Below are 20,764 nucleotides of genomic sequence, written 5' to 3'. Positions count from 1 at the left end.
GCCCGCCACTGCGGTCGCAGCTAACGGCCGAATATCCGCTCGACTCTCGTCTGCGGCAGCATGCCAACGGCTGTTCGTATACGCCCCTTGTCATCCTTGTAGACCGTGGCAGGCGTGCCCTGAAAACCAAGATGACTCATCAGCCGGGTATTGGCCTGGATATGCGCTTGGGTCGCAGATGAGATGGATATCGAGGGCTTGACTGGACTATGGCGAAACCCCGCCTCGTGACTTTTCATGGCAGCAAGCGGGTTGGCCGCATCCAGGATACTTGCCGCGCGGGGTTCACTTTTAGGTGAAATGACCGCGACCAGGATATAGCGCACCTGCGTATCGCCACGGGACAATATGGGCTGCACAGCCGCCCAGAGTCGATGGCAGAACGGGCACTCTGTATCTGTGAACACATAGACTACGTGCTTTGGATGCGTCGCACCCTCGGCAATCCAGGTCGCCTTACCCAACTGGTTCCATGTGGCCGCGCCCAGTGGCTGTTGCGTCGCCTCCTGCAAGGCTTGCTGAGTCACATCCTCGCCGGCACTATCAAACAGCTCACCGATAGACACATGCTTGCCATCCGGCAACAGATATACCGGCACCGGATGTCCGGCATATTCGCCCAGATAGCCTTTGAAGCCAGGCGGCGCCTGCATGGTTGATTTTATCTTCACCCCTTTGTTCTGCAGTGCCTGGATGGGAGCGGGATAGGTGTTGGGCGCATCGCTGGCCTGCGAACAGGCCACAAGGCCCAACGCCAACAGCGGTAACCAGTGTTTCATGGAGTCTTTCCGTGAGGGTTGGGAGAAGAAGGGGTGATGTGGGCGAGCTCCTCGGCCAGTGTTCCCGGCGAAAGCTCACCCAGGTGCACGCTTCTCAGCGTGCCGCTGGCATCGAAAAAAAGCGTGGTGGGATAGCCGTGAACGTTGAACCGGCGCGTCAGTCGCTGCCCTGTATCCAGAAACTGATGCGCACGCCCCAAGCCCCGGTGCCGCAGGAAATGACCCACCACGGCGGCGGATTCTCCCTGGTTGGCGAACACGAAGCGGATGGTCTTGTGTCGATCCGCAGCACGAGCCAGCACAGGCATCTCGCGGCGGCATGGCCCGCACCAGGTCGCCCAGAGATTGAGCACTACGGGCTGGCCCGAATCGGACGCGATGTCGGCGCGCCTGCCCTTCAGTGTCGGCAAACTCAGGTGTGGCAGGGGCTGATGCGTCGCGTGTTCCAGCAGTCCCGCCGTCAAGAACACGAAACCCGCCACAAGCCCGCCAGTCCCCGTCGACCATACAAGCGGCCAACGCAGCGCGGAGCGGCGCCAAGCAAACCACAAGACCGCCATCAGCAAGGTCGCCACCATCGTGATGGCATCGAAGCCGCGATCGCGGATATCCAGCATGCCCAGCGGGTCCGTGCCATAGTGCCGCCACCATCGCGTCACAAACACCGCACGACCAAGGGCACAAGCCGCCAGCACGCTCCACCAGAGGGCCTGCTCGGCATCTTGCTTGCCCCGACGCGCGAGGGTATGAGCAGTCACCTGTGCGGTGACAAGCCCCACCAGACAGGCCCAGACCACGGCCGGCAATGCCAGGGGTCCCAATGACACTACGCCTGCAGCAGGCTGTAACCCGCCTGCTGCAGATGGTCCAGTGCGGTGACCGCGGAATAGGCCATCGCGACGCCCGGCAGCAGCGCCGCAGCCCCCAGGCCATTCATCGTCATGGCCTGCGCGCAGACCACAACTTCAACGCCATCCCTCACCAGCTGCCGAATCAGCGTTGCGTCCGCGTGCCGTCGCGCCTCCTGATCTGGCGAACGCTCATCAAGCACAGATGTAAGCGCGGCGCCACTGACTACCACGCTGACCTGCAATTGCGAGGCGGGCACTCCCGCTGCCGTGTATAGGCGCTGGACCCGCGCCACCCGAGCCAACCCCGGATGCCCCAGGCCCTTGCCCGGTGCCGATGTCAAAGCGAAAACCAGCCGATGAGATGCTCGCTCATCGGGTCGGTAGCGAAGGCTCGTCCCGACATCTTCCCCGGCGAAGACCTCCGGCGCGGAGGCCTCCTGCCCCAAGCCAGATGGCAGCTTCCCGAGTCCCATCACAGCTTTCAGCGCACCCGATGGCACCTGCGATGGCGCATCTTCGTCCATCAGTGGTGAACAGATGCCCTCAAGCAGGGGAGCGATGCTTGGCGCACACTGCTCATCGACCACGTAGAAGACCCGGCGAGCTCGACGCTCCTGGCGTATCAGGCCCTCTTCCCTCATGCGCGCCAGATGCTGTGACAACGCTGAAGGCCCAATACCTAGCTCGTGCGAGAGCGTACCCGCGCACGCCTCTCCCTGCGCGTGCAATCTGCACAGGATCCGCAAGCGTTTGGCGTGGCCAAGAGCCCGCAGCAGCGCAGCCGTTCGCTCCGCGCGAATTTGTAGCAAGGTTGAGGCAGGCACTTTTTATATTTCACTTAAATATAAATACAAGTGTGCATGTGCCAATGCCGGTTGTCCATGCCTGCTCCGGCCTGGCTGAAGAAAGGCGTGGCCGGCTGGTACCTGCCACGCCTTGCACAACGCTCCTGACGGAGCCCATTACCAACCGATGGTGAAAGTCACATCCGTGGGTGCATTGGTGTGCAGCGACGGGCTGAAGCCACCGACATCGTCGTAGGCAAAGCCATAGGCCTTGGCATCGATACTGTGGTCATGCCAGAACTTGGCATACCAGTTGGCGGCTTGCCCGGCCGGATAATGCGCCGACTGGTCGTACCAGAGTGAAGGATTCTCGGCGACATGGCGATTGAGCGCCGCGCAAAGCTGGGCCTGGATCTGCAGCTGCACGCCGACATCGCTGGCACCAGCGGGATCGTTCAACAGGCCATTGCCCAGGAAAACCTCTTGCGTGCTCGGCTCACCGTTGATGTAGTAGGTGCCATTGGCATTGCCGCCGGTGAAGACAAACGTGTTGCCCTCGACATGACCATGGAAGGTACCCATGTTGTCCAGCGTGAACACCAGATCATGCGTGCGGAAATAGCTCCACACCGAGTCGATGTAGCTCTGCATGTAGTTGACGTTGGCCTGCCCCGAGCCAAAGCTGCCGTGAGCCGGTGCCACAATGCGATACGGCGAATGCACCAGCGAGGCAAACTGTGACGGCAGCTGCGACTGAAATTCCGACATCAGCTGGCTGCGCGACTCGGTCAGTGGCTCACCCACGGTCTGGTCGTAACCATTTAGCCCCTGCACGCGCAGCTTCAACGGAAAGCCGAACTGATCCACACGCGTGGTGTTGACGAAGATGCCCGGGTTGGCATTGCTCGGCGGCAGGATGGCCATTTCGCCGAAATCGAAATAGACGTCTATGTTCGGATCGCTCGGATTATCGATATTGGCGCCCGCATAACCGATATTGCCGTTGGCGTCCTTCACCACGCGGATATACATCGGCGAGCCCACCGAGAACAGGATGCGTGCCGAGTTGATCGGAGGGATGGTCACCGCGCCGGCCTGTGCGATGGTGTGGAAGTAATTGGTGTAACCCACGCCATCTTTGACCAGCGCGCCATTGTCGGCGGTGGACATCGGATGCAGGTTGCCTGACTGGTCCACATAGACGAACTTCCCGGTGTTCCAGTCCTTGCCGATGATGGCCCAGTAGACCTGGTTGTCGGCCCACTGCCCGTTGGTGTGGTTGACGATATGGAACGTGGTCTGCCCATTCCAGCTGCCGCCACTGCCATTATCGCCACCGGAACCGCCGCCGGTATCACCACTGACGGTGTAGCTGTAGGTCGCGCTGTTGTAGGCCGGCGTACCCTTGTTGTAGGTGAACCAATAACTGATGGTGCCGCCAGCGGATACCGGTGACAGCGCTGTCTCATAGCGTCCGTTGACGGCACTCATGCGCAGGTTCTGCTGACTCCCGCCATTGAGCGTGTAGTGCACATCCACCCAGCTGGTGTCCGTGCCAGTCGGCAAAAACCAAATAGTGGCGGTGGACCCGGACACATCCACGCCCTGGCTGTAGTCGCTGGCCGTTTGTGCCTGCGCGGCAGGTACCAGCAACATCAGACATGCCATCAGCACGCCCAACCATAAGGTAAACCGTTTCATAGCTGCTCTCCTTGGATCAAGTCCTTCTGACGATTGTCGGGCGCATGCGCCATGCACCCGGCTCGCACGCCCCCACGTGCAAACCGCCATCCATACTGGGAGTGCCGGCGTCAACGATTTTCGACCTGCGTCCGGTTATGTGAAAACTGATCCGACAGAAGCGCGCACTGCTTCACAGACCCGCCATGGGTCCAGGTCAACATTCATGTTCATGACGCCGAGCTTGGCGGCGGGAAGCGAAAGGCGCCATGCTCGGCGTGCCTCTACAGCACACGGAGATCGCTCTGGCCATGGACCCACCTCGACTGAGCTTCAGCACACTGGAGACACGTCTCGATCAGATGCCGCAGCATGCATCGCTTGATCTGCGAATGGGAAGATTGGAAAAGACCGGGCTGGCATTGATCTGCACCGCAGGTGGCGGCAGCCTGTTGCTGGCCAAGCTTCTGCCACACCAGCATGAGTGGACGCGCTGGGTGCTTTTCACCGCGCTCGTGCTCGAACTGGTCGGTCTGCTCATGCTCGTAGCAAGCACCCTTCCACAGATGTGTAGAGGACTCAAACATGAGCGACGAATCTTCGCCGAGGTGCTGGACTTCGATCTGCCCCAGCGGCTTGAGCTGACCGCCTGGCTGCGTCAATACCCTCAGGCCCAACTGGCAACACTGCATGCGTTCGCAGCACAACGCCAGCAGCTGATGATGCAGAAAACGCCACTGATCACCGGCAGCCTGGAAAAGCTCGGCGTGCTGCCACTGCTGGCTGCCCTGTTTCTACAGTTCAAGGATGCCCACTGGCCGCCCCATCCCTCGTGGCTGCAGGTCATCGGTTTTTGCGCCTTGGCAGGGATGTATTGGCAAAGCTTGATCACAATAAGCCTTCGGATCCGGCTCGGCGTTTACACGCAAGTGCTGGCCGAAGCGATGCAACCACCAGCCGCACGACCAACAACCGCACCCGAGTATGCGCACGACATCGTAGCCACCCGCCAGAGACATCAATGTGACGATCGGTCTGGTACCACCTGATGTGCAGGCCCCGACACCAGACGCGTGAAGTAATGTGTATGTATCGTTGGTTGGCCGTCGTACCCCACCGCGGTTTCGACCATGTGCCGGCCATCGCTCTGTACGCTGTACACGCGGGTTGAGGCGGGCATGTGGTTCTTGCCCAGCGCCAACACCAGCACATTGGCGCGCGGCTCGATCATGGCGGCTTGATCGGCCTCCGGCGTGCCCGTCACCCTGACCGCCGAACCATCCAGCGTAGCGACATTGTGACTATGCACCTTCGAGCCATCGGCATAGGTGATGGCGACATCCATGCTGAGTCGGTGCGTGGCTACCCGAGACAGGGTGATGATGACGCGCTTGGGTCGCGCCGAGGGTGACATCGGCAGACGCGAGGTATCATCCAACGACCTAGTAATGGCGAATCTTTCGCCGTTGCCAGTGGTGGCGCCAACGTCAGGGCCCCCAGAACCGCCATCGCAAAAAACCCTTTATGTCGAAGCATAATCGCATCTCCTTGTGGCCCAAAATCTCGACGTAGCCTTGAATTTACGCCGCGCGGCCGATCCGATCCAGCGTACAGGGCGGATAGCTCGTTTTAAAAAAACATTAGACAAAGGTTGAAACTGGAGAAAGAGTTGGGTAGCGTTACCTCCACGCACACGCATGGACGACATTCCACACATGAATGCATGGCCTGTGCGGAGACGGTTCGGGAATAAGACTGTTGTGACAGCTTTACTCGCACCGTTTTCCGGTGCACTGCCCGTCTCGCGGAGATTCAAGGGGTTGACCAAGCTCTGCGACTTTCGAAAGTGGTATCGCGTGCCCTAGGTAACGTTACCGTTCACTTGCGGGCAAACGAATGGAAGGCATGACCATGTCATGCAGGCGCCGCTGCATCGGCGATTCATTACGTCCAAATTTTGGATCGTTCTAATCAAAACCAGAGGAGGACATGCGCGTACGGCGAGACCTGCAGGCTCACGCCCTTTCAGTTGACCTAGAGATACGACCCAGCGATTCACATTTTTTCGATCGACACGTTCCGGGCCCGGCAAGCCATCGCGCCTGCCCTGCGAGACATAACATCAGCCGTTCCATGAAGGCACATCGCACCAACCGGATCAGGACGCACTGACATTCGTCACCGTGACCTTACATGTGGGGAGGGACCACAAAGTGAACAACCAATCCAAGGCATTCGCACGCAAACCGCTGTATACCGCCATCGCCGTGGCCACGCTATCGGTGGGCGGCTACCTGGCCAGCACCGGCATCGCCATGGCGGCGCAACCGGACGCAGCCGCTTCGCCGGCCACCACGGCCGTGCAGCAGTCGACCAGCAACAAGGCCGCCAAGGCCAAGATCGCCAAGCAGCAGGCCTCTGACCTGCAGACGGTGGTGGTCACCGGCTTTCGTCAATCGATCCACGAGAACCTGGAGCAAAAGCGCAACTCCAACGCCGTGGTCGAGGTCATCAACGCGCAGAACATCAGCCAGTTCCCAGCCAAGAATATCGCCGACGCGTTGCAGCGCGTGCCTGGCGTAATCATCAGCCGCAGCGAGGGTGAAGGCAAAACGGTCAGCATCCGCGGTCTGGCGCCGCAGCTGACGCTGACCGAGTTGAACGGCAATTACGTGGCCTCCGCCGACACCTCGGCGGGCCTGAGTCGCTCGTTCAACTACCTGCTGCTGCCCTCGAACATGTTTTCCAGTGTGAAAATGTACAAGAGCCAGCAGTCCAGCCTGGATGAAGGCGGCATCGGCGGCGTGGTCGAGCTGCACACGCGCCGTCCGCTGGAAATGCCGTCCAACAAGGGCTTCGTCTCAGTGGAAGCTTCCGGTGAGGACGCCAACCACAAGACCGAACCCAGCGGTTCGGCGCTGTACTCCTGGCACAACAAGGACGACACCTTCGGCTTCCTGCTCGGTGGCACCTACCGCAAGCGCCATCAGACCGAATATTCGGCCAACGCCTCCAGCTGGCACTGGTGGGCCAACGACTACGACGCGCAGCCGCCGACCAATGTCCACGGCAACCAGTTCAACCCGATCTGAGGAGTCGAACATCGACCTGTGGCCAGGTGGTGGCGTGGTCGACCAGGCCGGCAACACCTACTCCGGTTACTTCATGCCGCAGCAGTTCAGCACCAGCCAGACCCAGCTGGATCTGAAGAACACCGGTGTGCAGGCCACCATGCAGTTCAAGCCCACCGACAACTTCCTGCTGACGGCCAACTATTTCCATTTCCAGGAAAAGCGCACCCAGATCACCAACGTGTTCGAGATGCCGGAGTGGAACCTGTCCAACAGCCCCTACTCCAGTGAGCAAGGCCGCCTGCTGGCGCCCAATGGCCTGACGTTTGATTCGTCCGGCACCATTGTCACCGGCGCCAACTATCAGCTGCCGGCCGCGGGCACCGGCTGCAACGCGACGGTCAATCCGAGCACCGGCGAAGCGCGCCAGGCGGTGGACGTATGCTCCACGCAGACGCCGTGGCTGACCGGCAACTACTCAGTCGAGAAAGCCACCTCGCAGGTCGCCAACATCACCGGTGAATGGAGTGGTGATTACCTGAGCGGCTCGTTCAACATCGGCCGTACCTGGGCCAAGGGCGGCCCGTCGGTGGAATTTGGCGCCGCTGCCAAGCCGCGCGTGTTCGTCAACGGTCACTGGGAGGACGGCAGCCAGATCAGCCAGTGGACGCTGAACGGCAAGCCGACCATGACTGCATCGCCGGATGTGCTGCAGAACATGCTCAACGGTATCGGCCAGATGGACTTGGGCTCCACCGGTTCGGGTTTCGTCAACACCGACACCTCGCAGAACTTCGCCCAGTTGGACTTCACCTGGACGCCCAACGTCAGCTGGCTCGATTCGATCCAGTTCGGCGCCAAGTACCGCGACACGCACGCCCATCAGCAGGGTGGCGAAATCCGCTGGTATTGCCCCGGCACGACCGAGCAGTTCCAGTCCTGCGATCCAGGCGCCGGTACGCTGCAGTCCAGCTTCCTGCTGCCGCATTCGCTGACCTCCAACACCCGCGTGTTCAGTGACAGCATCTTCCCGGGCCTGAACTTCCCGGCCTACTACAACTATCTGAACAACACCTACGACACCCAGCGCCTGATGCACCCGGACGACCAGTCGTTCATCAAGGAGGCGATCTCGGCAGCCTATATCCAGGCCAACTACAACACCGGCAATTGGCGTGGCAACGTCGGCGTGCGCTTTGTCAGCACCATGCAGGACGTCTATACGGCCGACAAGATCACGAAGAACCACGCGGTCTACTACCACGACGCCAACGGCAACATCCTGATCTGCCCGAACTCGGGCGTGAACGCCGGTGGCGGCGCCTGTGCACCGGGTGACTTCCAGTACCTTCCGCGCAGCCAGCAGTACACCGAAACCTACGCCATCGACTCGGAACGTTCGCGCTACACCAATGTGCTGCCGAGCTTCAACATCGTCTACAGCCTGCCGCACAACGTGGTGCTGCGTCTGACCGGCTCTAAGGCCATTGCCCGCGCCAACTACGGCGATCTGGCCCAGCTCGGCAACCTGACCTACTACTCGCAGGACTACTACAACGACCGCAAGCAGTTCGGTTCGCCCCTGCCCGGCTGGTACGGCAGCGGTGCCAACAAGAACCTGAAGCCGTTCACGGCCACCCAGTTCGACTTCGGTGCCGCCTGGTACTACGCGCCGAACTCGGTGATCGGCATGAACCTGTTCGACAAGACGGTGAAGAACTTCGTGGTGCCGGTCACGGTGACCAACCGCACCGTCAACGTCGACGGCACGCCTGAACAGTTCATGCAGTACAGCACCAATGCGAACGGCCGCAAGGGCACGTCCAAGGGCGTGGAGATCTTCACCCAGCACGACTTCTCCAACGGTATTGGCGTGATCGCCAACTACACGCTCAACAAGACCAACGAGACGGCGGTATCCATTGGCGACACCAAGGTCGGCGAATCGGCCCTGATCGGCAGCGCCAAGTTTGCCGGCAACTTGTCGGTGTACTACCAGAATGACAAGCTGCTGCTGCGTGCTTCGTCCAACTGGACCGGCCGTGTGGTCAATGGTCTGGTGGCCGGTCTGACCGAGTATCAGGCGCCGTACCACCAGGTGGATCTGAACGGTGACTATGAGTTCAACAAGCACTTCATGGTGACCGCTTCGATCATGAACCTGACCCGCTCCACGACCCGTTCGTATCTTGGTGATGACACCAAGCTGCGCCTCAACTCGCTGGGTTATTCGGGTCGTCAGTACTACCTGGGCGTGACCTACAAGTTCGGCCCCGGCAAGTAAATCGCACGTTCCCCTCGCGTAGCGGGAGTTTGCTCGGCCCCGGGTAAACCCCGCTGCGAAGTGCGGCCCCGGACTCGGTGACGAGTCCGGGGTTTTTTTGTATCACCGCGGGAGAACAGAACTCGCCATCCTGCATTTAATGTTATATTATAACAATCAAAGACAGCCGCTTATCGCAGACAACACTCACGCCTCCCGATACCCGCCAGGACACTCCTCGCCCGTATTCATTGGGCGCCGCCGGCCACAGCAGGCCCAGCCATCTCCTTGCAGCCCCATGAACCACTCGGTTTCCGATTCCAACGCCCGCTCACCGATCTCGTCGCCGCAAGCCGACGCACATCGGCGATCGTGGTGGGCGCTTCTGTCGCTGGTATGGGTGGCGTTGATGGCCTTGGGCCTTGGCGTGCATCACGGCAAGCTGGTGGTGATTTCCGCCATGGCTCTGGCGGCCATGCTGCTGGGCTGGCTGCTGGCGGAACTGACGCTGCCCGCCGGACGACGCGGCCTGGCCATCACCGACGGGCTGGCCGCCGGCACCATGATCGCCAGCGCGTGCCTGTTCCTGTTGCCCTCGGCGCTGCACGGCGACCCACGCGGCGGAGGCCTCGGCGTGTGTATCGGCCTGCTTCTGGGCATGGCGCTGGACCGTTTGCTGACTCCCCACCGCCCCCATCGCGCTGGCGGCGACAGTGCACTGATATCGATCACCGTGCACGCGGCAGCGGCCGGCGCGGCAATGGGCCTGGCCTATACCGCCGTGCCAACGCTGAGCGTATCCCTTGGCTTAGTGATCATCGCGCATAAACTACCCGCCGGCTTCGCCATTGCGCGCATGCGCAAGCGCATCGGACATTCACGCCTGCCCCTCCTGGCGCCCTCCTGCGCGGTGGGACTGGTAGCCATTCCCGTCGCCATCTGGGCGGGCCATTCCAGCAATCACGGCGACGGCCTGCTCAGCGGCCTGGCCACTGGCATATTCCTGCACGTGGGCCTGGATTTCTCACGCCAATCCAACGATGAGACACCCATCAACACCACCAGATTCATAGGTGCTGCAGCTGCAGCCGCGCTGGTAGTCGCTGCGGCGCGTTTCGGATGGCATTGAGAGAAGCCCCAGATCGACACCACACCTGGCGCGCAGTGCTGGCCGACGGCCATCACCTCATCGCCCGCGAGCATCTGACAGCCGGCAACCTGGTCGAGCCTCTTCACAGCAATGTCCTGCAGACGCCACGCACGTATCTACGCGAACTTAGCCGGATGCCCTGGTCGCGTCAGTGTGCAGGATAAGCACGGCGGCACAGCTCGCTGACCAGCCCACGCAACCAACGCTGTGCGGGATCGGCGTCCAGTCGTGGATGCCATATCGCGCTGATGGTGAAGCCAGGTAGCGCCAGCGGCAACTCGAAGTGTTCCACCCCGTGCGCGCTGGCGTCCTCGCCGATCATCGCATGGCCCAGGCAGGAATGTGGCACCACCGCGACCAGCTCCGATGCCGCGGCCATACGCATGGCATCAGGAAACCCTGGCACTACCACACCGACCTCGCGCACAAGCCCCAGCGCGTCGAGCGCCTCATCCGCCACACGGCTCACCCGCCCACCCGGCGCGGCAACCGCGTGGCGATAGCGCGTCAGGTCGTTGGCGGTGATGGTGGGAACTGCCAGCAAGGGGTGGCCGCGACGCACCAGACCCACCCAGCGATCGTGGAACAACGCTTGCGTGCGCAGCTCCGGCGCCGCGTCATCGACCACGCCGATTTCCAGATCAATGCGCCCTTCCCGCAATGGTGCGGGCGCCTTGTCCGGTTTGGCCACGAAGCGCAGCTGCACACGCGGCGCGACCTTGGCCACAGCGGCCACCAGTGGCGCGGCCAGCAACTGCACAAATGATTCGTTGGCGCGCAGTGTGAAAGTTTGCGCCAGCGTGGCCAGCTGCAAGCGCTCGCGCGGCGGGCTGAGCACCGTCCGCACTTCCTGCGTCAGACCCTGCACACGTTCACGCAAGGCCAGTGCATGCGGTGTCGGCACCAGACCGCGCCCGGCCCGCACCAGCAGCGGGTCCCCAGTCACCTTGCGCAGTCGCTTCAGGGTACGGCTCATCGCCGACACACTTAAGTCCAGGCGATGCGCCGCTGCTGTCACGCTGCGCTCGGCCAGCAGTGCGTCCAACGCCAGCAGCAGGTTGAGATCGATGTCTGCCATGGACACCAAGCATAGCGGCTAAAGCGCCCATAGAAGCGTTTGATGCAACTATTTGTTGCAAGTCTTGCGTCTGGCGCATGCCTTATTGCCAGTGCCACCATGACGGCACCTTCCCACCAGGCACAACGCATGTCGCAACCACGCATACTCATCATCGGTGCTTCGCGCGGACTGGGCCACGCCATGGCCGCGCAGTTCCTGCACAAGGGCTGGCACGTCACCGGCACCGTACGTGCCGATGCCGGTACGCCACTACACGCACTGGCTGCCCAGCACACCGACGCCCTTGACATCGAGCAACTGGACATACGTGACGCCGCTCAGTTGCAGGCGCTCAAGCAGCGCCTGGACCATCGCCACTTCGACATCCTGTTCGTCAATGCCGGCATTACCAACCGCGATCCGAACCAGACCATCGGCGAAGTCTCCACCGAGGAATTCATTGAGGTGATGCTGACAAACGCGCTCAGTCCACTGCGCGTGATCGAGCAGCTTCAGGACAAGGTCACCAGCGACGGCATGATCGGCATCATGTCCTCTGGCCAGGGCAGCATCACCGACAACACGCGCGGGCAGCGCGAGCTTTACCGGGGCAGCAAGGCCGCGCTCAACATGTTCATGCGCAGCTATGCGGCCCGCCACGCCTCCGGCCAGCGCGCCATGGTATTAATGGCGCCGGGCTGGGTACGTACCGAACTGGGTGGCGCGGACGCGCCCTACAGCATGGATGAAAACGTACCGAAGCTGGTCAATGTGCTTCTCGAAAAAATGGGCCGCCCGGGTCTGGAATACCTGGACTTCAGGGGCGACACCGTGCCGTGGTGATGGACGCGTCATAGCGGCATGCCTTCTTGCAGTTGCAAACACCCTGGCCCGCTTCGCATAGTGAGCTGGTACGTGCCGCAGCGGTTGCGGCCACGATCGTCCCAAGGGGTTTGCACATGAAGACTGCCGCTCGAGGCCTGGCGCTCGCTTCGCTGGCCTATGTTCTCTCGACCGCCGCGTTCGCGGCATCGCCGGGCCAGCACACGCCGCAGGTAACGCCGGACATGATCCAGACGCAGTCGGACATTCCGGCGCACTGGAATCAGCCGCAAGGCAACTTCAACTACATCAAGCGCGACGTGATGATCCCGATGCGCGACGGCGTCAAGCTGCATACGGTGATCATGATTCCCAAGGGCGCGCACAACCTGCCCATGCTGCTGGAGCGCACGCCGTACAACGCCAGTGGTTTCGCGCCCAATGACAGCCCGCACATGGCCGACGCCGTGTGGTCCGGCGACAAGGACTGGGCCGATGGCAGCTACATCCTGGTGTGGCAGGACGTGCGCGGCAAATACGGCTCGCAGGGCAAATACATCATGACGCGCCCGCCAATGGGTCCGCTTAACCCAACCAAGACCGACGACACCACCGACGCCTGGGACACCATCGACTGGCTGGCCAAGAACATCAAGCAGTCCAATGGCAAGGTCGGCATGATCGGATCGTCCTACGACGGCTGGACCGTGGCGATGGCGCTGCTGCACCCGCATCCGGCACTGAAAGTCGCCGCGCCGGAAAGCCCCATGATCGACGGCTGGATGGGCGATGACTGGTATCACTACGGCGCGCTGCGTCAGGTCAACCTGGACTATTTCACCGGCCAGATGACTGCCAAGGGTTCGGGCGACGGCATTCCGCGCGAAAACTACGACGACTACACCAACTTCCTGCAAGCTGGCTCCGCCGGTGCCTACGCCGACGCCAACGGCTTCAAGCAGCTGCCGTGGTGGAATCGCTTCTCCGCGCACCCGGCCTACGATGCGTTCTGGCAGCTGCAGGCGCTGGACAAGCTGGTCGCCAAGCATCCGTCCAACGTGCCGACCATGTGGTTGCAAGGCCTGTGGGACCAGGAAGACATCTACGGTGCCGTACACGCCTGGGAAGCCCTTAAAGAAGCCGGTCACGGCGCCAACAACCATCTGGTGATGGGTCCGTGGTGGCACAGCCAGATCAATCGCGACGGCTGGCACATTGGCCCGCTGAAATGGCCGGGCAATACCACCGCCGAGTTCCGCCAGAACGTGATCATCCCCTGGTTCAACCACTACCTGCGCGGCACGCCGATGGCCAAGCCGCTGCCGGCAGCGATGATCTACAACCCCACTGAAAAACACTGGGATCGCTTCGCGACCTGGAAAGTGGCTGGCAACCAGAAGCTGACGCCGATCTATCTGCAGTCGCATTTCGGCTTGGGCTTTGAACAGCCCAGCGGTGGCAGTGACAGCTACGTCTCGGACCCGGCCAAGCCGGTGCCGTACCTGCCGCGCCCGATTCCGGCCAAGAACGAGGACCGTTGGCGCACCTGGCTGGTCCACGACCAGCGCTTCGTCGAAACGCGCCCGGATGTGCTCTCCTACACCACGCCGGTGCTGACCAAGACCGTGCGTGTCACCGGTGCGCCGGTTGCCGATATCTTCGCCCGGACCACCGGTACTGATGGCGACTTCGTGGTCAAGCTGATCGACGTCTATCCGGGCAGTGTGCCGACCAACCCCACCATGGGGGGTTACGAATTGCCGGTGTCAATGGATATCTTCCGCGGCCGCTATCGCAAGAGCTTTGCGCACCCGTCGCCGATTCCGGCCAATACCACCCAGGAGTACAAATTCCGCCTGCCGACGGTGAACTACGAGTTCAAGCCGGGTCACCGCATCATGGTGCAGATCCAGTCGACGTTGTTCCCGCTGTATGACCGCAACCCGCAGACTTACGTCAAGAATATCCTGTTCGCCAAGCCGGCCGATTACCGCAAGGCCACCATCACCATCGAGCACAATCCAAGCGCCCACAGCGCCGTGCTGCTGCCAGTGGTGTCGCGGACCGAGGTATCGTCACTCAAGGCCTCGGACTGACATTCACCCCGCGTGTGCAAAAAAAAGCCTGGTCCTCGAAGGACCGGGCTTTTTTTAATGGTGCGTCAGTCCACATCACGTAAATAAGCGACCAGACCGGCGCCGCTCACGAAGCCGGCTCGGTCGTCGACACCGCAGTTGCCACCCGATGAGCAGGCCCCATCGCAGATGAGGACTCCAGCGCCACACTATTGCCACCGCCATGCTTGGCCTGATAGAGCGCATTGTCAGCTCGCCGCAACAGGCTGTCCTGGGAATCATCCGTGCGCACCAACGCGGCTCCGAACGAGGCCGTCACCTGCTCCACTGAGGGTACCCTGAGCGCGGCAATATGGCCTCGCAGCTGCTCGGCCAGCCTTCGCAGACCAGTGAGATCGATGCCCGGCACGACGACCAGGAACTCCTCGCCGCCCCAGCGAGAGATGCACTGACCTTCGCGCAGCAGCGCCTGACAGCGCGAGGCAACCGCCTGCAACACCCGGTCCCCCACCGGATGACCATGGGTATCGTTGACGGCCTTGAATTGATCCAGGTCGAACATGATCACACCGCCCGGCAAGGTCGATGCCAGCACCTCTTGCAGCCGCAACTCACCAAAATGACGGCTATGTACACCGGTGAGAAGGTCACGCTGCAACAAGCTTTGCATTCGCGCCTGCTCCGCGGCCATTTGCCGGATGGTGCCAGCCAACCCGTGCTGCACGGGCAGCAGGGCCACGACCATGATACTGACCGGCCCATAAGCCATGACCAGATCGCGTCCACGCGGCGACATCAGCTCCTGTGGATGAAAGCCCAGATACACCAGAATGGGCAAGGCGATCAGTGCCCAGCTCAAGATCGCCAGAACAAAGGCCCGCCTGCCGGGGATGAATGTCATCACCATCACCAGGAGCACCACGAATAACGAGGGAATCGGGGGCAACGTATGGATCAACTCCAGACCCGGCGTGAAGGCGGCCTGCAAACTGTAGAACCACGCCGGCGCGATCAATGCCAGACCGCTTGCCAGCAAGCCAATACGGGCAATGCCCAGCACGCGCTCGGGATGACGTAACAGCAGCACGATCAAGCTGACCAGAGCAATGCTCATGGTTGGCGGAATGATCTGATCCATCAACCGGTGCACTGGAGCCAGCCAGCTGATCACCGTGGCACATAGCCCCGATACAAGGGCCAACGACAGCATCACCAATACCGCGATGCGGACATACCGCCCGTCCGGCTCGTGCGTTTGCATGCGCTATAAAAAACCTGAAAAGCTCAGGGCAAAGTGTACCCGACGAGACAAGGCAGCGCGGTGTGCTGTCAAGACGAAAAGCAAGCCGCATTCACTGACCCGCGAAGGCGACCATGGGGCTGCGCCGCGCGAACCCGGCCGCCTTGTGCTGTGGCAGAAGGCTCAAGCCGCCGGCCGCCAAAAGCGCGAAGTCATCGAAGTGGCGCGGTCAACTGCCAGTCGCCGTGCTCATCGATCTTCAGGCACTGATGCGCTTTGGTCGGACAGTGTCTGGTGACGTGAATGGCATGGGATGGAAGACCCAGCCGCCACGACAGCCCCGCCACACCCACGGCGTAGAAACGATGCTGATCAGGGACCTGCACCCACAAGGGTGTCGTCACCTTGCGGTGCTTCAGATCGGTGAGCAGTCGCTCACCCCAGCGCGCACGGCCAATCAAGCCGGGATGATCGAGCATGCGCGTGCCCTGCACCGCCACCCACGAGGATACGGCGATCAAGCCCAGCATCAACAGCAGGCGTGGATGGTCGAGACCGCAACGCGCCAGCACAATCACCGGTAGGATCGCGGCGATCGCCGCATAATAGGCATAGCTGTTCCAGGCAAGCAGGAAATACGGCCCGTACGCCAGCCCTGCAAACATCACCATGCACGCCCACTGACGGCCGCTCAGCCGCGAGCGCCGCTGCCAGAAACCCAGGAACATCGCAATCAGCATCGGCAGCGCCGTGGCCGCCACCCAGGCCAGTGCCAGTAGCCGGTTGCCCGTTACCGCCATACGCAAGGCCTCGCGCGGCACATTAAGCATCCACGCCACGAAAGCCAGCCCGTTGCGGAGCACGTTCCCGCCCAGCTCCAGCTGGTAGGTGTCATCGGTCTGCGCTTCAAAGCGCGCGCGCAGCACCAGCCATATCGCGCTGACAAGCACACAGGCAAGCAAACTAAACCATTCGCCGCGGCGCATCCGCCACGATGCAGTGAACAATTGCATCACCATCATCAGCCCCACGGTGAGCACCGCCGACTCCTTGCTCAACAAGGCCAACGCGAGAAGAAGCGGCGCGGTCATCAGCAGCGCGGCGCGCCACGGACGCTGCGCCAGGGCGGCATATAGCCAAGCCGCCACGCACAGACTGGTAAACAGGGTCAAAAACGAGTTGTTCGCAGCCGCGGCCCAGTGCACCGGCAGCATGTGCATGCCCAGCCCAAAATAGATCACGCCTGCCAGCGCCGCCGTCATGCGCGCCCCAGACCACTGGCAGCGACGCGCCACCATCAGCGCAAGCAAGCCGACACTGGCACTGGCCAATACATGCAAAACCAGACTCACGGCATGAACGGCCACGACGTTGTCGTGCAAGCAGGCATCAACCAGGCGCCAGTAGCCTTCCTGCGAAAGCGGACGCCAGAACGGCACCGGGTGCATCGGCCAGAAGGGCGACCACCATGGCTGGGATGACGCGTTGGCCGCGTGCGCGGCACTCAGGAAAACATAGTCATCGCCCCAAAAGGGCGTATGCACAGCGGGTAACCACATCAGCAGCGCAGACAGTCCAAATAGCGCGATGCCAATGCCAGCCCCTCCGCGCCGACCTCCACCGAGCATTCGCATACGCATTGCCCCCTATCCTGGCCTCTGGCCCACGCCAAATACGCCACTTTAGCCCTTTCTTCCCCATGGAGCAGCACCGTCCCGGTCACGCGATGCTTCTGAATGGACACGAACAGGAACCGGATGCTCACGCTTGTCGGAAAAACTTACAAAAAGCGTTCAGATCATCACCAAATGTGATCTTACTATTTTGATTTAAAATATATTTTTATTGTGGCACCCATTTTGCTTAAGTGCATCACAAGCAAACATACCATCCATCCTATTCAACAGCGGAGGACACCATGTCTCCGCACCGCAAGAACCGGGACGCCTCTCCAGGGCAGACCGGCAAACAGGGGACATTCATGAAAGCCAAATGGTCACTATGGTTGGCGGCGCTTAGCCTGTCAGCCGTCTTCTCCGGTGCGTCCGCAACCGTCCTGCATGACTCGTACAACGGTTCCAATGGCCACAATTATGGTGACGTGGTCGCCAATCCCGGCGTGGATACCTTCAACGTCGAGGGTCTGACATCCAGCATCGCCGGAAATCGGCTCACCGTCAGCATCTACACCAACTTCGCCGGGCATGCCGGTGTCGATTCGCAATACACCACGAACCATACAGGCATCGGCTACGGCGACCTGTTCCTGTCGACCGGCTGGAGCCCCTACGGCTCGGGGAACTACAACAGTGACAACGCCGCCAATGGCAACCACTGGACCTACGCGTTCTCGCTGGATGATCCGCTCAACAATACCGGTGGCAACGGCACGATCTACGCGCTGGGCGCGGGCAACTCGCGCAATCACAACCCCGACGCTCTGCTATCGGACCACTTCATCAATTGCTCGGGCCGTTGCACCTATCGCAATGGCCAGGAAGTGGCGGTCAACAAAAACCGCGCGACCGCTACCAGCAACACGGGTAGCTGGAGCGTCGGCGACGGGGTGCTGAACTTCAGCTTCGACCTCACCGGCCTCGATCTGGATCCAGAAGACCTGGGCTTTCACTGGACCATGTATTGCGGCAATGACGTCATCGAAGGCCTTGACGGTGCCACTGTGACATCTGTGCCGGAGCCGGGCTCCTGGGGCATGTTCGTTCTGGGATTGGGGTTGATCAGCCTGGGTGTGCTGCGCCAGCGCAAAGCCGTTCGGAAATAAGCGGCGCAAAGCGTTTATGAAGACCTCAAAAGTCTTTTAATAGCCTGACAAGCCTCGTGCTTGTCTATGGCGGATAATCCTGCATCTTGGCCGCCTAGTGATGCCGGACGCAGCGCGGGGTATCAACCATGCGCTGCGCCAGGCATCACGGTGAATGTGATCTGGGACGGATAAACACCCCCATGGTGAACGGCGTTATGGGCCTTCACCCAATGCTTGTCGGCCTCATTGTTGCCGCCGGTATTGAGATTGCGATCAAAGCGCGGGAAGTCGCTGCTGCTGACTTCCACCCGCAGCCGGTGCCCAGGAAGAAACGCATTGCCGATATCGATCGGCTGGAATCTCACCTTGTACACCTGATGCGGATGCATCCAGACCGGCGGCCGGTTATAGCCTTCGCGCCAACGCATGCGCTGGATGTTGTCGACCAGGTCATAGGCCTTGCCATCCGGATAGACGTCGATGACCTTGAAGGTGAAATCGGTGTCTCGTGCGCTTGATGACACGTACAACGTCATGCTGACCGGACCGGTCGCGACCATGCCATGTTTGAATGGCTGGGTCTGATAGACCAACACATCCTGGCGCGTTTCGAAGGGTGTCTGATCCATGGGCCCGGCATGCCTCAAGTCACCAATACAACACCCGCCATGCGTCAGCACCGGGTGCGCCGGATCATAGGTAAAGCGGTCGGGGGAGTCGCCCACGGCCGGTTTTGCCTGCAACGAGCCGTCACCGCGCAACGTGTTGGCCTGGCCCGCGCTGTGGAGGTAGAAGGTTTGCTTTACCACACCGGCCGGCGGCCAGGTGTCGGCGTGCTTCCAGGTATTGGCGCCCAGCAAGTAATACATCACCTTCGGTTGCCTTTGCAGAATGCCGTTGTGCTCGCCTTTCAGAAAGTGATCGAACCAGCCGTAGATCAGTTGGTCATAATCAAAGCGCGCATCGCCTACGTCCAGCTGGCCGACCTTGGTGTCCTTTTTCTCCATGCCATAGGCGCAGTGAAGATCAGGGGCGATGACCGCATATTGCTTGTCGGCCACCGCTTTGGGCGCATGGTCGCGCACATAGTTATAGGCCGCGAGGTTGGGCGAAATGGAATAGTCGTACCAGCTCATGAACCATAGCCCCGGCTTGGTGATGGGCATCGATTGATGCCAGAGCCCACCTTGGCGCCAGGCCGGGTCACTGGGCGTGCGATCAATCATGTCGCCGCCATCGGGCACGGGCATGGCGTGCGAAAAGATACCCGCCGGTCCACCGGCATGCCTGATGATGTCGCGCACCGGCAGATGCCACAGCGCCTTGTCCCATTTGACCGCTGGCAGGTGCGGCTCCAGGTCATACATTTTCGCCGCTCGCACGCGGTCAGCGCGCGACATGTCATGCGAAAACATGGGGCGCAGCGTGTTCTGCTCGTAGTAGAGCCACTCGATGAATGCCATGCGCACAGCGCCGCCGCGAAACCAGTTGCCCTGCTCGTAATAGGGCCCCACGTGACCCACGCCCGCGCCGAAACCCTGCACGTTGAAGGTGGCTAACCCGGGGTCATCGCGCGCCACCACCGCCAACTGCCATTCGGCGGACGATGAGCACCCCATCGTTCCGACCTTGCCGTTGGACCACGGGCGCGTGGCCAACCAGTGGACCTCGTCACTGCCATCGGTCGTGGGCGCACCCAGAATGTCGTAGTTCCCTTCGGAAAAGTAATGACCGCGTTCGGTGACCACCGCGAACGCGTAACCATGCTTGATGGCCGGAAGCGCCAGCTTCTGAAAGTCGGCGGGCGCGCCCAACGTTACATCCCAGTAGTTGGTGTTGTATGGGGTGCGCCAGAGGATCACCGGCACCCTGCCCTTGGCGTATTTGGGTCGATAGATATCGGCCGCCATGCGCTTGCCATCGCGCATTCTAATCATCACCTGGCGATCAATAACGGCCAGATGCTGCAGCTGGTGCTCCACCTTCCAGCGCTGGGCGATCAGCTTGGCCTTGGCCTCGCTCTTTGCCGTTGAAGCGTCCGCATGAGCCGCTAATGGCAGAGCAAAAACCATCCCGACAAGCGTCATCATCCGTGCCCAGTGCATGTGGACTTCCTTTTCGTTGTGGTGTGAAAACAGGCGTCTCTCTCGAGAAAGTGCCTGCACCCGATCATCCTTTCATAAATCGGGGAACCAGGCGTACTCATCCGCAGGTCAATCGCTGC

The 20,764-nt window shown here is 61.2% G+C and carries 16 protein-coding genes; 7 read left to right on the top strand and 9 right to left on the bottom strand.

What is annotated here, in order from left to right; translation table 11 throughout:
- Window positions 1-20: 20 nt before the first annotated feature.
- From dsbG to HBF24_RS02340, 4 genes are all read right to left on the bottom strand, one after another.
- The gene (dsbG, locus tag HBF24_RS02355; protein ID WP_167168317.1) at window positions 21-779 is read right to left on the bottom strand and encodes a thiol:disulfide interchange protein DsbG; all 759 of its coding nucleotides are present in this window, start codon (window positions 777-779) and stop codon (window positions 21-23) included.
- Complete coding sequence (locus HBF24_RS02350) at window positions 776-1,606, bottom strand: TlpA disulfide reductase family protein (RefSeq protein ID WP_167168314.1); 831 nt, start codon at window positions 1,604-1,606, stop codon at window positions 776-778. The genes dsbG and HBF24_RS02350 overlap by 4 nt, the downstream gene beginning before the upstream one ends.
- On the bottom strand, window positions 1,606-2,454 hold the full coding sequence (locus HBF24_RS02345) for a metalloregulator ArsR/SmtB family transcription factor (protein ID WP_167168311.1): 849 nt from the start codon (window positions 2,452-2,454) through the stop codon (window positions 1,606-1,608). Before HBF24_RS02345 ends, HBF24_RS02350 begins: the two co-directional genes overlap by 1 nt.
- Window positions 2,455-2,592: 138 nt before the next feature.
- Complete coding sequence (locus HBF24_RS02340) at window positions 2,593-4,116, bottom strand: glycoside hydrolase family 64 protein (protein ID WP_240922058.1); 1,524 nt, start codon at window positions 4,114-4,116, stop codon at window positions 2,593-2,595.
- A 248-nt stretch (window positions 4,117-4,364) separates the two neighbouring features.
- Between HBF24_RS02340 and HBF24_RS02335 the strand changes: the two genes are divergently transcribed.
- Window positions 4,365-5,144 carry a hypothetical protein gene (locus tag HBF24_RS02335; RefSeq protein ID WP_167168308.1) on the top strand — a complete coding sequence of 260 codons (780 nt, stop codon included), beginning with the start codon at window positions 4,365-4,367 and terminating at the stop codon, window positions 5,142-5,144.
- Here HBF24_RS02335 and HBF24_RS02330 read toward each other — a convergent pair.
- Window positions 5,114-5,533: a hypothetical protein gene (locus HBF24_RS02330; RefSeq protein WP_167168305.1), complete on the bottom strand. Its 420-nt coding sequence runs from the start codon at window positions 5,531-5,533 to the stop codon at window positions 5,114-5,116. The genes HBF24_RS02335 and HBF24_RS02330 overlap by 31 nt on opposite strands.
- A 775-nt stretch (window positions 5,534-6,308) precedes the next feature.
- Here HBF24_RS02330 and HBF24_RS17265 point away from each other — a divergent pair.
- The 3 genes from HBF24_RS17265 to HBF24_RS02320 all read left to right on the top strand — a co-directional run bounded on the left by HBF24_RS17265 (window position 6,309) and on the right by HBF24_RS02320 (window position 10,558).
- A complete protein-coding gene (locus HBF24_RS17265; protein ID WP_343162686.1) occupies window positions 6,309-7,187 on the top strand; it encodes a TonB-dependent receptor plug domain-containing protein in 879 nt (292 codons plus the stop codon).
- The gene (locus HBF24_RS02325; protein WP_240922053.1) at window positions 7,156-9,450 is read left to right on the top strand and encodes a TonB-dependent receptor; all 2,295 of its coding nucleotides are present in this window, start codon (window positions 7,156-7,158) and stop codon (window positions 9,448-9,450) included. The genes HBF24_RS17265 and HBF24_RS02325 overlap by 32 nt, the downstream gene beginning before the upstream one ends.
- Before the next feature lie 277 nt (window positions 9,451-9,727).
- Window positions 9,728-10,558, top strand: a complete 831-nt coding sequence (locus HBF24_RS02320; RefSeq protein WP_167168303.1) for a ZIP family metal transporter — start codon at window positions 9,728-9,730, stop codon at window positions 10,556-10,558.
- 169 nt (window positions 10,559-10,727) lie between these two features.
- On the opposite strand, the gene HBF24_RS02315 is transcribed toward HBF24_RS02320, so the two are convergent.
- Window positions 10,728-11,657, bottom strand: coding sequence for a LysR family transcriptional regulator (locus HBF24_RS02315; RefSeq protein WP_167168300.1), 930 nt, complete (start codon window positions 11,655-11,657; stop codon window positions 10,728-10,730).
- Window positions 11,658-11,786: 129 nt separating this feature from the next.
- On the opposite strand from HBF24_RS02315, the gene HBF24_RS02310 reads away from it, so the two are divergent.
- Together HBF24_RS02310 and HBF24_RS02305 are read left to right on the top strand one after the other, a co-directional pair.
- Complete coding sequence (locus HBF24_RS02310; RefSeq protein WP_167168297.1) at window positions 11,787-12,482, top strand: SDR family NAD(P)-dependent oxidoreductase; 696 nt, start codon at window positions 11,787-11,789, stop codon at window positions 12,480-12,482.
- Between the two features lie 116 nt (window positions 12,483-12,598).
- Window positions 12,599-14,557 carry a CocE/NonD family hydrolase gene (locus HBF24_RS02305; RefSeq protein WP_167168294.1) on the top strand — a complete coding sequence of 653 codons (1,959 nt, stop codon included), beginning with the start codon at window positions 12,599-12,601 and terminating at the stop codon, window positions 14,555-14,557.
- A gap of 106 nt (window positions 14,558-14,663) precedes the next feature.
- On the opposite strand, the gene HBF24_RS02300 is transcribed toward HBF24_RS02305, so the two are convergent.
- Window positions 14,664-15,797 carry a GGDEF domain-containing protein gene (locus HBF24_RS02300; RefSeq protein ID WP_167168291.1) on the bottom strand — a complete coding sequence of 378 codons (1,134 nt, stop codon included), beginning with the start codon at window positions 15,795-15,797 and terminating at the stop codon, window positions 14,664-14,666.
- A 191-nt stretch (window positions 15,798-15,988) separates the two neighbouring features.
- On the bottom strand, window positions 15,989-16,990 hold the full coding sequence (locus tag HBF24_RS02295) for a hypothetical protein (RefSeq protein WP_167168288.1): 1,002 nt from the start codon (window positions 16,988-16,990) through the stop codon (window positions 15,989-15,991).
- Window positions 16,991-17,694: 704 nt separating this feature from the next.
- Between HBF24_RS02295 and HBF24_RS02290 the strand changes: the two genes are divergently transcribed.
- A complete protein-coding gene (locus HBF24_RS02290; RefSeq protein ID WP_167168285.1) occupies window positions 17,695-18,558 on the top strand; it encodes a PEP-CTERM sorting domain-containing protein in 864 nt (287 codons plus the stop codon).
- A gap of 122 nt (window positions 18,559-18,680) precedes the next feature.
- Here the strand turns inward: HBF24_RS02290 and HBF24_RS02285 are convergent, their stop codons facing one another.
- Window positions 18,681-20,645 carry a CocE/NonD family hydrolase gene (locus HBF24_RS02285; RefSeq protein WP_206064127.1) on the bottom strand — a complete coding sequence of 655 codons (1,965 nt, stop codon included), beginning with the start codon at window positions 20,643-20,645 and terminating at the stop codon, window positions 18,681-18,683.
- Window positions 20,646-20,764 lie beyond the last annotated feature (119 nt).

Origin of the sequence: Oleiagrimonas sp. C23AA (assembly GCF_011759385.1) — a bacterium.
Classification (GTDB): Bacteria; Pseudomonadota; Gammaproteobacteria; order Xanthomonadales; family Rhodanobacteraceae; genus Oleiagrimonas.
The sequence above is the reverse complement of the archived record's forward strand: the minus strand, read 5'-3'. Positions and strand labels throughout refer to the sequence as shown.

Bases quoted from the DNA above. Each gene is read 5' to 3' on its own strand.
- HBF24_RS02305 (WP_167168294.1), top strand. From the start codon at position 12,599: ATGAAGACTGCCGCTCGAGGCCTGGCGCTCGCTTCGCTGGCCTATGTT.
- HBF24_RS02300 (WP_167168291.1), bottom strand. From the start codon at position 15,797: ATGCAAACGCACGAGCCGGACGGGCGGTATGTCCGCATCGCGGTATTG.
- HBF24_RS02335 (WP_167168308.1), top strand. From the start codon at position 4,365: ATGCTCGGCGTGCCTCTACAGCACACGGAGATCGCTCTGGCCATGGAC.
- HBF24_RS02295 (WP_167168288.1), bottom strand. From the start codon at position 16,990: ATGCTGCCGGTGCACTGGGCCGCGGCTGCGAACAACTCGTTTTTGACC.
- HBF24_RS02340 (WP_240922058.1), bottom strand. From the start codon at position 4,116: ATGAAACGGTTTACCTTATGGTTGGGCGTGCTGATGGCATGTCTGATG.
- HBF24_RS02285 (WP_206064127.1), bottom strand. From the start codon at position 20,645: ATGCACTGGGCACGGATGATGACGCTTGTCGGGATGGTTTTTGCTCTG.
- HBF24_RS02310 (WP_167168297.1), top strand. From the start codon at position 11,787: ATGTCGCAACCACGCATACTCATCATCGGTGCTTCGCGCGGACTGGGC.
- HBF24_RS02320 (WP_167168303.1), top strand. From the start codon at position 9,728: ATGAACCACTCGGTTTCCGATTCCAACGCCCGCTCACCGATCTCGTCG.
- HBF24_RS02290 (WP_167168285.1), top strand. From the start codon at position 17,695: ATGTCTCCGCACCGCAAGAACCGGGACGCCTCTCCAGGGCAGACCGGC.
- HBF24_RS02315 (WP_167168300.1), bottom strand. From the start codon at position 11,657: ATGGCAGACATCGATCTCAACCTGCTGCTGGCGTTGGACGCACTGCTG.
- dsbG (WP_167168317.1), bottom strand. From the start codon at position 779: ATGAAACACTGGTTACCGCTGTTGGCGTTGGGCCTTGTGGCCTGTTCG.
- HBF24_RS02325 (WP_240922053.1), top strand. From the start codon at position 7,156: ATGTCCACGGCAACCAGTTCAACCCGATCTGAGGAGTCGAACATCGAC.